Genomic DNA, 11,874 nt, shown 5'->3' with positions numbered 1-11,874 from the left:
ACCTTCAGATCATTTTTTTATTTATTTTTAGACATTTTAGACATTCTGAAGTTTAGACATTTTTCATTGGCATGCACTTTGCTCTACTTTTTGGAAATCATATAAAAATGAATCCTACTTAAGTTGCAAATTTCTACACCCACAAACTAATCTATGGATAAATAAAATGTCTTTAAAAGAAAGAGCACGGCTTAATGTCTGGATAGCCAAAGATCTGGCAGAAAATTTTGGTGGTAAAAAATCAGAATATTTAAAAAAGTTAAATCAGAAACTCAGAACAAGAATTCCCGTAAACTCTTCGATAGAAAAAAGCTCTTATTATGCAAAAGCAGCCTAATAAAACAGGTCATAGAACTGTTGGTTATTTGTTATTGGTTATTCGTAGTTGATCAAATTCAACCGGTATGATGCCTCGATTAGAATGAAAAAAATTGCGTTATGGAAAAATTATTGATGAAATCCAACACGATTAACTTAATGGTGATTCTATGCTTGGGTGGAATTTTACTGACTGCATGTAATCAGCACACCCTTCTGGAGGGCACTTGGGAGGGGTGCGATATTCGGAAACCTCTGGTCGATTGGACGTTAACCGTTACTAAAAATCAGTTTTACCTGATTCGGGAAGATCTATCCATGTGGTATGTTGGCAAATTTAAACTGAACAATAACTGTTTGTTAAAAAAAATTGATTTGAAATTTAGTGATAGCCACATTCATATCCACAATGGAGCAACACTGCTGGGCATTTATGAAATTGACGGCAACTCATTAACATTGATGACTGGTGTTCCAGGCACACATTTAAGGCCTACCTCATTTGACAATGAACGGGAAGCGGTTGTTTTTAGTTTTGTACGCAGTTGAAATAGTACCACTTGACAGAATCAGAATACTATAGTCACATATTCACGCGGTAACCCCTTTGTAAATCGATTTACAATTAAAACAGCTTCTATCTAAAATGCACCATCAACATAAAAATTATAAAGCCCTTATCTCAGCAGATTGGAATGAGTGCCTTGCACCCTGTGGCCCATTTGACTTTATTTCCTTTAGCTATCCGCAACTGGCGACAGAATTAGAAGCGATCTTTAAGCAGTATACGGGCAATTTCATGTCCTTGGGTCAGGCAGCCCGACGAATACAGCAATTACTGCCCGCGCCCATTGCCGAAAACCAGATGGATCGGTATCTGGAAGAGGCGTTTGCTTCGTATAAAGGGGTTCCGGAACTCATCAAGTGGTGCCAAAGCCAAAACATCCTGTTTATGATTAACACCACGGGAATGATCGGTTATTTCCAAAGGATTTTCGTAAAAAACCTGATGCCTGAGGTACCTCTGTTATCGGCGCATCCAATGGTTCGTTACCCGAAAAGTAATACTGATCCACACCATGTCTACGATCTTTTTGAAACAACGGATAAAGGCAAACATACCGAAGCAGCCATGCGACTATTTAATATACCTGCAAACAACATCATTCTGATGGGTGATAGTGGCGGCGACGGACCGCATTTTAAATGGGGTATCGAAAACAATGCGTATTTAATCGCCAATATGGCAAAACCGTCCCTCAAACAATACTGTAACCAAAAAAAGATATTGATTCATACCCAATTTGGACTTTCTTATACAGATGGTCAAACCAAAGATCTACAAAAGGAAATGCAAGTAGACTATATGGATCTGGTTCCCATCATTGAAGATTTTCTAAACCGCTGATAACGAGCTTATGATGCATCATTTTAAGATGGATCATTGTCCGCTGGCGTACAGCCGTTGTATCACCAGCGTACAGTATTTGTGGCTTGCCAAAAACATCAAATCCCCCGGCATCAGATAGAAACAATCACTTTTATAAAGCGTTGCAAGCGAACCACCATCCTACCCTTCCCGTTCTTTAAACCACGCGATCTTACAGGGATATCATAATTTTTAAATCCGCTTTGAATCAAAACTCATATATTCAAAAACACATCTTCTTTCCCAAACACCTGGCACATCCCTTGCTAAGTATACTGTAGATCTCTTTTGCATAAGTGAAACTTTATCTTCCCTCCCCTGGCGGCCTGCAGGGCGGAGGGATTCATGGAGGGACATAATGAAAATCAGATGGATACCAATTTTAATCATTTCACTTTTAGTTGCAGTTATCGCATCCGGCTGCATTGTTGTTGATTTAAACGGATGCGGCAAAAAAGCTGTAAGAGGTTCGGGCGATGTCGTCACAGAGGAGCGGCAGCTCCCTGATTTTGAAACCATTAAGCTCAAAGGCATCGGTCGGGTTGTATTGACTCAGAGCCAGAGTCATTCAGTCGCCATTAAAACCGATGACAATATCATGCCCCTGATTGAAACAGAAGTGCACGCCGACCAATTGGTCATCTCCCAGGGGAATTACAACCTCAAGCCCACCACACTGGAATTCGATATTTCGGTTTCACACCTCAAAGGCATTGCTGTTTCGGGTTCCGGTGATGTTATTGGAAAAAGCCGGTTTGTCTCTGATGATTTTTACGCAAAAATCAGCGGTTCCGGTGATATGGCTCTGGAATTGGACGTGACAGATTTAGAAACGAATATTTCTGGATCCGGTTCAATGAATCTTAGTGGTCAAACCAATCGCCATCATGCATCTATCAGCGGATCCGGTAAGATCAATGCCTTTGATATGCATACCCGGAATGTATCGTTGAAAGTCAGCGGATCGGGTGATTGCAGAATAAACGCCACCGACACCTTGGACGCCAGAATATCGGGCGCCGGCGATGTCGTCTATAGCGGCCATCCGCGCATCACTAGCAAGATCAGCGGCTCGGGCAAATTGGAAAGCCGGAATTGAGAAATACCAACATCAGAAATTTGTCTAACGGCAGCATACGGAAGATACCAATGAACAATCCAAAATTTAAGCAATTTTTATTAGCCTGCCTGATATTCAGTTTGCTGACGGCGTGCACCGCGTCGCCGCAATGGTCGCCCTGTGACGGTAAAACCACTGGCGTATTTCCAGCTGAGCACTGGCACAAGGTTGAAGCACCTGAAGTATTGGGGTGGTCATCCAAAAAAATAGCTGAGGCCCGCGCCTTTTCAAAACAGATCGGCTCTTCCGCTGTAATGATTGTGGATGACGGCGTCGTTGTTGACGCCTGGGGTGACATCACTCGGAGATTTCAGTGCCACTCCATGCGCAAGAGCCTACTCAGCGCGCTCATCGGTGTCCACGTTGAAGAAGGTCATATGGATCTATCAAAAACAATAGCGGATTTGAATATCAAGCGCTTGGAACCTTCACTGAGCGCCGAAGAAGAGCAAGCCACGGTCGGTGATCTGATTAAAGCGCGATCCGGTATTTATATCCCGGCATTAGGGGAAAGCCCGGTGATGCGCAAGATGCGTCCCAAGCGTCATAGCCACCCACCCGGCAGTTTCTGGTATTACAACAACTGGGATTTTAATGCGCTGGGAACAATTTTTGAGCAGGAAACTGGAGCCAAAATATTTAAGGAGTTTGAAAGGCGTTTTGCCAGGCCTCTTCAAATGGAGGATTTTGATGTCAGCTATTGTCGCTATTTGAGCAGTGCGGATTATAAAAATGGGCCTTATTCGCCGCACCGCTACTATCTCTTTCGGGTAAGCGCCCGTGACCTGGCTCGTTTGGGGGTTCTGTTATTGCGTGACGGCAAATGGCAGGATCAGCAGATTGTCCCAACCAGCTGGGTTAAAGAGAGCACGGCCAGCCATTCCAAAAGAGGGAAAGACGGTGGCTACGGTTATATGTGGTGGACCGGTGTTAAACGTGGTCTGCTGGCTAATGTAAACGTTAAAGCACAGAGCTACTATGCTGCCGGTTGGGGTGGTCACAGAGTTTTCGTACTGCCGTATCGAAAATTGGTTGTGGTTCACCGGGTTAATACGGATGAACAGGGGCCAAAACCGATGGATCACCAAATCGGTCGACTGTTATGGCTTATACTTTCAGCAGCAGGGGAATCGCAAATCGGCGATGACCCATCTGCCCAAGCGGCCAAGGGCGTCAGGCTCGCCACAGGCGATCTAAACAAACTATTAACAAATGGTAACAAATGGATTGGGTCTAATAATGGGTTATTCCCCGGGGGAGATTTGCTGGTCATTTCCTGCTCGAAAGAAGGACAACTAACACTTTCAGTATCCAAAAAACTGGAATTTCGAGGAAGATGCTGGATTTCCAGAAACAGGTTTTACTTCGATATTCTGGGCATAAAGGCGTATTTTACCATTTTTCAAAGAGGAGATACGCTGGCATTATATGATCCAACAGGCACCTTATATGGCAAATTTACCATTTCCGACCCCTGAATTGATTGGGCGTGTCGATGCGAAATCAAAAAATCAGGGTTAGAGATTTCGACATGAATTATAAATTGACCAATTGTTTGGGCTATTTTATCGTCAGTGTTATTTTATCAATGCTTCTACCCCTGCTGTCAGCCTGCGCCCAGACATCGGCAAACACCCCCAGCCTCGCGCCCGATCAAAATCCAGTTCAATTCTTTTATGAGGAAATGGAGCGCCTGCGTATAGACAACCGCATCCCCGGCCTGTCCGTAGCCGTCCTTCAAAATCAACAGGTTGTATTTGCTGAAGGGTTTGGCTACGCCGACCTTGAAAATAGGATACCTGCCACTCCTGATACGCCTTATAACATTGCCTCTCTTTCAAAGACCTTTGCAGCTGCGATTTTGATGAAACTGGTTGAAGAAAAACGACTGGACCTGGATACATCTATCGCAGATTCCCTGAAAAATTCACGCTTTACTTATGACGTCGGTACCTTCGAGGGTTATGCCACAGTATGCAGGAAGATAAGGCAATATAGCCGAGATCCTCAATTCGAATATGCATTTTTATTAAAAGACTATCGCTGCGATAAAGAGAATATCACCGTCCGGCACCACCTCACGCACACGGCCCAGGGAAAGCCCGGCGAAACTTACCGCTACAATGGCTTTTTATTCGGATTTCTTTCACTAATTGCCGAACAAGTATCCGACAAGCCCTATTCCGAACTCGTTGTTGATCATATTATTGCGCCCCTTGAAATGACAGACACCATTCCCAGCACCACCGAAAAACGCCGCGAACAAATCCTGGCGAAGCGCGCAAAATACTATCGAACAGGATTCGGCGGAGGATTCACGCCTTCGAGTTATCCAATTACCCTGTCATCATCAGCCGGGATTGTGACAACCGTGTTGGATATGGCCAAATTTGATATCGCCATGGACCGCAACTTGATTGTTTCAGCAGACGCCAAAGGGGCCATGTTCACCAATACCATCTCAAGCAGTGGAAAATCCCTGCCTTACGGATTGGGCTGGTTTGTGCAGGAGCATAACGGTGTCAAACTCGTCTGGCATTACGGCTGGGCACCCAAAGCGTATTCATCATTAATCCTAAAAGTTCCTGAGAAAAACGTTACCTTTATTCTTTTTGCCAACAGCGAAGGGGCCAGTGCTGATTTTCACCTCGGCAGCGGTGATGTGCTTAGATCGCCATTTGCCGTATCATTTCTCAAAGCGTTTTAGGAAACGAATCTCACATTTTCAGAATAGAAACGCGCAAAGAAAATAGCGGTTGGCTCATAGCAAGGGAAGCATGTTTATGAACTTCTTGGCGTTTAAAACTCTTTACGAGCTGTCTGACTTGACTTTGCTTATTTTATACATAGCCTCATAGCAAGAGGTTCTGCATTTCATCTTCTGATAGGATATGGAATCTTACCTACTCCTGACCTTTCCCGTCTATGATCATCAGTAGGACCTTTGTTTAAAACCCGCATTAAGTTCCGTACATGGAAATTCAATGAAAAGGAGGCATTAATATGTCTGAAGATAAAATCGTAAATGGTGTCAATGTCACGACGGTGGAGAATGCGGTTAAAGCCATCGAGGAACAACCTGACCTTGCTAAATTCAAGTTTCGCCTTCACAATAACTGGATCAGCGGTGGCCACAACCATTCAACAGTCAGCAATTTTTACGGTACCAAACAAGAAATTTCGCATCTCAAAACCTTTGAACTCGACTGTGACGAGCCCCCCGTTCTAGCCGGCAAAGACATCGGTGCCAATCCAGTCGAGCACCTGCTCAATGCGCTGGCAGGTTGTTTAACGTCTACGCTTGTGTATCATGCTGCCATACGGGGTATACAGATCGATGAGCTGGAATCAGAACTGGAAGGCGATCTTGATTTGCGTGGGTTTTTAGGACTTTCAAATGATGTTCGCAAAGGATATCAAAACATCCGCGTGAAATTTAAGGTCAAGACCGATGCTGAAAATTTGAACAGGCTGAAAGCGTTAAGCAAGCTTTCGCCGGTTTTTGATGTGACGTCCAAGGGCACGGATGTGGAAATTCAGATAGAAAGTAAATAATTAATATGTAATAATATTTTTAATATATAGAAAATTTATAAATTGATACTTTAATAAATCAACGGTCCACTTACACTGACTTTAGACAACCTATTGTCCTAAGCTGATGCACCTTTTTCACGCATCTTAAGCGTTTCAATAAGCGTTTTGTATCCAGGATGAGATCGGATCGGATCAAAGTCACCGTCTCTTTCCAAATACAACCGGTATGCAAAACCTGCTTCCACTGCTTTGTTCAGATAAAAGATCGACTCTTCAATCTTGCCGGTCATTGAATACAAGCAGGCGATCCCATACAGCAGGTGGGGCTCATGCCGCTCGGTGGCGGCCAGCCGTTTGATCCATTCCATCGCCCGGGGTTGATCACCTAAACGAACCCATGCACCAGCGCCTAAATAGAGGGCTCGCGAGTCGTCCGGATTCAAAGCCAGTCGTTTCTCAATTTTTTGCAACGCCTCCTGCAGCACCGGCGCCATATGCTCGAGTTGCCCGGTCATCTGGTAGAGAAACGCCAGATAAGCCGGCGCCTGGTAGTCGTCCGGATTCACCCGCCCAGCCTCTTTGAAGAGTTCGATGGCTTTATCAAACTTACCCTGCAAAAAACAGGTGCTGGCATAAAAATAGTAGGCCTCAAACAAGCTGGGATTCAGCCTGATCGCATTTTCAAAGGCCTGCTCGGCTTCCTCGTACTCTCTGATAAGCGATACCGCCAGGCCGCGGGCAGCGTGCGCCTCCGCCAGCTCAGGATTGAGCTCAAGCGCTTTTTGACTGTCTTTCGCGGCCTGCTCTAAATCCGCATGCGAGCCGCCAAAAAAATAATAGGAATACGAGTGACAGTCTGCTTTGCCAGCGTACGCATGCGCATAAGAGGGATCTTGGGCGATCGCTCGCGAAAACATTTCAATGGCGTGCTGCATATATTGGCGCTTATGCCGGTAAAAAAACTGTCGGCCGCGCAGGTAAAAATCATAGGCATCGATATTTTCGGTTGGCAGCCGTTTAATGGCATGCTTTTCTTTTTCACTTAGCTTGATTTTCAAGGTTTGTGAGATATTGCGGGCAATTTCCACCTGAATGTCAAATATGTCTGCCATCTCGCGGTCGAATTGTTCGGACCAAAGGTGGCAGCCATCGGCAACATCGATCAGCTGGGCGGCAATACGCAGTCGATCATCTGCTTTTCGGACACTGCCCTCTAAAACGGTTTTAACATCTAACTGTTTGCCGATATTGCGAATATCTTCAGGTTTACCCTTGTAAGCGAAAGAGGAGGTTCGGGAGGCGACACGAATACCTTCCATGCGAGCCAGATTGCTGATAATCTCCTCGGCAATCCCATCACAGAAATATTCCTGATCCCTTTCGGGGCTCAGGTCTTCAAATGCGAGCACGGCTATGGAAGGCGGTGAAGGTCCCATATGGCAAAGCGCATCATCTATATTGGAGGATAAATAACCATACTTTCAAGCTCTCAGAAAATGACAGAAACACCAATGCATGTCAACTTGTAATTCAAAAGCACTCTAAATTGTCTTGAAAATACAAGGCATTAGTATTAGATAAATAATTATATGGGTTAAGAATTACCATTTGCCGTGCGAGTGAGACATACAGGACATCAAAGAATGTTGCCGGATCTTACCGAGAAAGAGTTGGAAACTTATTCACGCCAGATTGTGCTAGCTGACATCGGTTATGATGGACAGCTTAAATTGCGCAATGCCAAGGTGTGCCTTGTTGGTGTCGGCGGTCTGGGATCACCGATTGCCACCCAGCTGGTCGGTATGGGTATCGGATATCTGCGCATCGTTGACAGGGATATTGTTTCCCGCTCCGATCTTCACCGCCAGCATCTTTACGATGCCGAATGCGTCGGCATGCCGAAAGTCGAGATGGCACAACAAAAATTAAATCGGCTCAATCCCGATGTGCAGATTGAGCCCATTCCCGAGTCACTGAATTCAATCAATGCAGTGGAAATCATCAGCGGAATGGATGTGGTTATTGATGGGCTGGATCGGCCCGAGCCCCGGTATCTGGTCAATCGCATTTGCAACCAGCTTAAGGTCCCCTATGTTTTTGGTGCTGCCATCGAGGCCTTTGGAAATACATCAACCCTGCTGCCCAACCAAACGTTTTGCCTGGAATGTTTTATGCCCGGGCTCAAGGATGAAGACCTCCCGGTGTGCGGGGTGGTGGGAGTGCATCCGTCGGTCCTCGGCATTGTTTCTTCAGTACAGGTTTCAGAAGCGGTCAGGCTCTTAACCGGACAGGAACCCAAATTATATAACAAATTACTGTACATCAATCTCAGAGAATTTGAGTTTATCATTGTGAATATGCAATCGGTGGAAGGCTGCAGGGTTTGCGGGAAAAATCCAGCAGGCCCGCCGCAAGAAATAGTCGACCGTTTGTTTGAGGAAACCTGTGCGCGGGATGGGCGCCGTAACTTTGTCCTGTCTCCCAACCGCAGAATCAGCATTGATCTGGCTAAGCTCAAAAAGGCGCTAAAAAAGAACAAATTTGTGATTCAATCAACCGGACAGCTTGGCACCGCTTTCAATCCTTCCAGAGACATTCAGGCCTGTATGCTTACAAGCGGCATTATGATTGCCCAAACCCCTCCTGACACAAAAGAGGAGATCAAAGAAAAAGTGTTTGAAATCTATCGGTCTATCTTGGTCGAAGGGCTTGGCCTGCCTTCCGATATCTTGCCGCAAAAAATATGATATCGCAACGTTCTTATGGGATTCAAAACTTCGGTTATGTTAGAGTTAGCACAGGTTGTTAAACAAGTTGGAAGAATCCCGTTATACCACACATTAAGAACCTCTATTTTCATCTCTGCACACTCTGAGAGATTTGGATCAGATTGCTAAACGGATTCAAATCTGGCTTTTAAATATTAATTGACAATCCAAGCATAGATTGTCTAAGCATCTATATTTTATAGATTTGGCCAGTTCGACACTTATGCTGTTTTTGTTTGGCCAAGATTTTACAACGAATTACGCGGTATCCTCAATGCTATAAGGAGGTCATATCAATATGAAAAAATCAATCTTGTCTCGGGCATTGCAACAACTTACGGGTGACTGGGCAGTGTTTGTGGAGGACGCCGTTCCAGGCACCGAGCTTTCGTCTCATATGCATGAAGCCTCAATTCCCTCCTTTGGCTTCTTTTTTATGCTGTCACTCGCCGCAGTTATCGCCACACTGGGTCTGATTGCGAACAGCGCCCCTTCAATCATTGGCGCCATGATAGTTGCGCCGCTGATGTCCCCCATAATGAGCTTTGCGTTCGGCGCGGTGGCATTCGATCGGGTGCTGGTCCTTCGATCATTTATTACCGTTATTGCCGGTGTGATCCTGGTGGTGGCACTGTCATTCCTCATCACACATCTGTTTGGGATGCGAATCACCGGCTCCGAAATCCTGAACCGCACATCACCGACGCTAATCGACCTTGGTGTTGCGGTGGCAGCAGGGGCGGCGGCCGCCTTTGCCCACACACGCAAAAGCATTATCAGTTCAATCGCAGGCGTTGCCATTGCGGTCGCCCTGGTTCCTCCACTGGCTGTAACCGGGATTGGTTTGGACCTGGGGCGTAAAGCCGCTGCCGAGGCAGGATTGTCATTAAGCAAATTCGGTCTCCACGCTGGTGGAACAGATATTGCCGCCGGCTCCTTTCTGCTCTTTCTGACCAACTTTTTTGGAATCGTTGTGTTCGCAATGTTGGTTTTTATCTTCCAGCGCTATGGCAAGTGGAAGAAAGCGCTGATCGGTTTGGTGCTGTTGGTGGGTATATCCACGGTTCTGATTAATCCTTTGTATCAGGCGCTGCAAGATATGTACGTGAAGAACAGGGTCGTTCGCCTTTTCGCTAAGCTTGCGGTGACGCGGCCCGACATCATAACGGGCAGGGTTAAAATAAATTCGATCAGAGTTACCCACCAAGGCGGTGTTACACACGTCAATATTGATGGTATTTTCCCCATTGATGAGTATACCGAGAGGGCTGCCGTCAGTATTGAAAAACGAACAGACATGTTCCGGGAACACCTTCAGGCAGATATTGGCAGACCTGTGAAATTGGATGTCGACATCATTGCGGCCGATATGAGGCGCTACAGTTCGCACCATTCTGAACCACAAACAGATGAGAACCAAGCCGTTAGTGAGTAATAAAATGAAAAAATGCGGACTATTTAGTAGGAAAACATATAAGTCAACACCACAAATAAAAATACAACAAAAAGAAACACAGGTACGACAAATAGGATCCCAAAGGAAAGGCTTGCACCGTCTGCAGAGCTGCTTTGCTGGATCGGCATAAAGTTCTCCACATCATTGTGGATGGGTTGAATGGGTGGGCGGTAGAGCTGGCAAAAATTGCATAATTTAGCATCTTGCCTCAGTGGTTCATCGCAATAAGGGCATATTTTAAAGGTTTCATCGCAAACCTCACACGATTCAGCATTCTTTCTGATAGGTTCCTCGCAATAGGGACATATGTAAGCCGTAATTTTCACAGGCGGAAAATCCATATGTGGTTTTGCATGGACATGGCAAAAATCAGAACCTTCAATTGCACTGTTTTTACACGGTTTGTTTTTCTTGGTTTTGGCCTGGCATATATTTTTTTCCATGTTGCACCCAATAAAAAACCCCTTCCTTCAAAAAAGAAAAGGGGGTTAGTTTAAGACATAAGCCCTCCGGTAAAGGGTGTAATTTATTATCTACCTGAATGCGTTACGCCAGTCTATTCGATGGTTGTGAAAATATGAATCACATGCCTTCCGGATAGTTGAAGGCAAAGGGAAGGTATACTCGACCCGAAATTCAAGTGCTATGCAGCCGATGGTTAATATTAATATGGGTTCCGTTACCCATACCCCCCTTTTTTATACTCTTTATGCAAGAATCCATCTTTTTTGTCAAATTCAAAATCACTGACACTAGAAACTTTGAATCAGGCATTTTTTTGCTTGAATTCCAGCATAAACTCCGTCAGCCGTTCAGCGCCCTCGACCGGCATGGCATTGTACATCGACGCCCGACAACCGCCCACCGATCGATGGCCTTTAAGGCCTGAAAAACCGGCCTCGAGCGCTTCGGCGATAAACTTGGCCTCCAGTTCTTCGGTCGGCAGACGGAAACAGACATTCATGCGAGAGCGGGAGCCTGTGTCCACCGGGCAGCGGTACCAGCCTTCGGAGCGGTCGATAGTGTCATACAGCGTTCCAGAACGCGCCAGGGCGCGTTTTTCCATTTCTGCCAGCCCGCCCTTTTCTTTAACCCAGTCAACGGTGAGTTTCATCATATAAATGGCAAAAACCGGTGGTGTATTATAGAGCGAATCCTTCCCGGCGTGAGTTCTGTACGACAAATAGGCCGGCAGGTCATCGCGGCAGTTTTCCAGAAGCGCTTTGTGAATAATCACCAGCGCCAT

At 45.6% G+C, this 11,874-nt stretch carries 11 protein-coding genes; 9 read left to right on the top strand and 2 right to left on the bottom strand.

Features of this window, described 5'->3' with window-relative positions:
- Positions 1 to 166 precede the first annotated feature (166 nt).
- The 7 genes from QNJ26_22435 (at position 167) to QNJ26_22405 (ending at position 6,422) form a co-directional block, all read left to right on the top strand.
- A complete protein-coding gene (locus QNJ26_22435) occupies positions 167 to 337 on the top strand; it encodes a hypothetical protein (GenBank protein MDJ0988311.1) in 171 nt (56 codons plus the stop codon).
- 116 nt (positions 338 to 453) lie between these two features.
- Positions 454 to 867, top strand: coding sequence for a hypothetical protein (locus QNJ26_22430; protein ID MDJ0988310.1), 414 nt, complete (start codon positions 454 to 456; stop codon positions 865 to 867).
- A gap of 97 nt (positions 868 to 964) precedes the next feature.
- Complete coding sequence (locus QNJ26_22425; GenBank protein MDJ0988309.1) at positions 965 to 1,726, top strand: hypothetical protein; 762 nt, start codon at positions 965 to 967, stop codon at positions 1,724 to 1,726.
- Between the two features lie 379 nt (positions 1,727 to 2,105).
- On the top strand, positions 2,106 to 2,846 hold the full coding sequence (locus tag QNJ26_22420; GenBank protein ID MDJ0988308.1) for a head GIN domain-containing protein: 741 nt from the start codon (positions 2,106 to 2,108) through the stop codon (positions 2,844 to 2,846).
- Positions 2,847 to 2,896: 50 nt separating this feature from the next.
- A complete protein-coding gene (locus tag QNJ26_22415) occupies positions 2,897 to 4,345 on the top strand; it encodes a serine hydrolase (protein MDJ0988307.1) in 1,449 nt (482 codons plus the stop codon).
- Positions 4,346 to 4,398: 53 nt separating this feature from the next.
- Entirely contained in the window at positions 4,399 to 5,574 is a 1,176-nt protein-coding gene (locus tag QNJ26_22410; protein ID MDJ0988306.1) for a serine hydrolase domain-containing protein, read from the top strand.
- 296 nt (positions 5,575 to 5,870) lie between these two features.
- Positions 5,871 to 6,422, top strand: a complete 552-nt coding sequence (locus tag QNJ26_22405) for an OsmC family protein (protein MDJ0988305.1) — start codon at positions 5,871 to 5,873, stop codon at positions 6,420 to 6,422.
- Between the two features lie 98 nt (positions 6,423 to 6,520).
- Here QNJ26_22405 and QNJ26_22400 read toward each other — a convergent pair whose 3' ends face one another.
- Positions 6,521 to 7,840 carry a tetratricopeptide repeat protein gene (locus tag QNJ26_22400; GenBank protein MDJ0988304.1) on the bottom strand — a complete coding sequence of 440 codons (1,320 nt, stop codon included), beginning with the start codon at positions 7,838 to 7,840 and terminating at the stop codon, positions 6,521 to 6,523.
- A gap of 207 nt (positions 7,841 to 8,047) precedes the next feature.
- On the opposite strand from QNJ26_22400, the gene QNJ26_22395 reads away from it, so the two are divergent.
- Positions 8,048 to 9,151, top strand: a complete 1,104-nt coding sequence (locus QNJ26_22395) for a HesA/MoeB/ThiF family protein (protein ID MDJ0988303.1) — start codon at positions 8,048 to 8,050, stop codon at positions 9,149 to 9,151.
- A 319-nt stretch (positions 9,152 to 9,470) separates the two neighbouring features.
- Entirely contained in the window at positions 9,471 to 10,607 is a 1,137-nt protein-coding gene (locus tag QNJ26_22390) for a DUF389 domain-containing protein (GenBank protein ID MDJ0988302.1), read from the top strand.
- A 787-nt stretch (positions 10,608 to 11,394) separates the two neighbouring features.
- Here the strand turns inward: QNJ26_22390 and QNJ26_22385 are convergent.
- Positions 11,395 to 11,874: aminotransferase class V-fold PLP-dependent enzyme (locus QNJ26_22385; protein ID MDJ0988301.1), on the bottom strand; the 480-nt coding region annotated here is incomplete at its 5' end.

This window comes from Desulfobacterales bacterium, assembly GCA_030066985.1.
In the GTDB taxonomy this organism is placed as follows: Bacteria; Desulfobacterota; Desulfobacteria; order Desulfobacterales; family JAHEIW01; genus JAHEIW01.
This window is presented reverse-complemented; position numbering and strand designations above follow the sequence as displayed.

What these genes read in the sequence shown, in the direction of transcription:
- QNJ26_22435 (MDJ0988311.1), top strand. Translation starts at nt 167, where the DNA reads ATGTCTTTAAAAGAAAGAGCACGGCTTAATGTCTGGATAGCCAAAGAT.
- QNJ26_22430 (MDJ0988310.1), top strand. Translation starts at nt 454, where the DNA reads ATGAAATCCAACACGATTAACTTAATGGTGATTCTATGCTTGGGTGGA.
- QNJ26_22425 (MDJ0988309.1), top strand. Translation starts at nt 965, where the DNA reads ATGCACCATCAACATAAAAATTATAAAGCCCTTATCTCAGCAGATTGG.
- QNJ26_22420 (MDJ0988308.1), top strand. Translation starts at nt 2,106, where the DNA reads ATGAAAATCAGATGGATACCAATTTTAATCATTTCACTTTTAGTTGCA.
- QNJ26_22415 (MDJ0988307.1), top strand. Translation starts at nt 2,897, where the DNA reads ATGAACAATCCAAAATTTAAGCAATTTTTATTAGCCTGCCTGATATTC.
- QNJ26_22410 (MDJ0988306.1), top strand. Translation starts at nt 4,399, where the DNA reads ATGAATTATAAATTGACCAATTGTTTGGGCTATTTTATCGTCAGTGTT.
- QNJ26_22405 (MDJ0988305.1), top strand. Translation starts at nt 5,871, where the DNA reads ATGTCTGAAGATAAAATCGTAAATGGTGTCAATGTCACGACGGTGGAG.
- QNJ26_22400 (MDJ0988304.1), bottom strand. Translation starts at nt 7,840, where the DNA reads ATGGGACCTTCACCGCCTTCCATAGCCGTGCTCGCATTTGAAGACCTG.
- QNJ26_22395 (MDJ0988303.1), top strand. Translation starts at nt 8,048, where the DNA reads ATGTTGCCGGATCTTACCGAGAAAGAGTTGGAAACTTATTCACGCCAG.
- QNJ26_22390 (MDJ0988302.1), top strand. Translation starts at nt 9,471, where the DNA reads ATGAAAAAATCAATCTTGTCTCGGGCATTGCAACAACTTACGGGTGAC.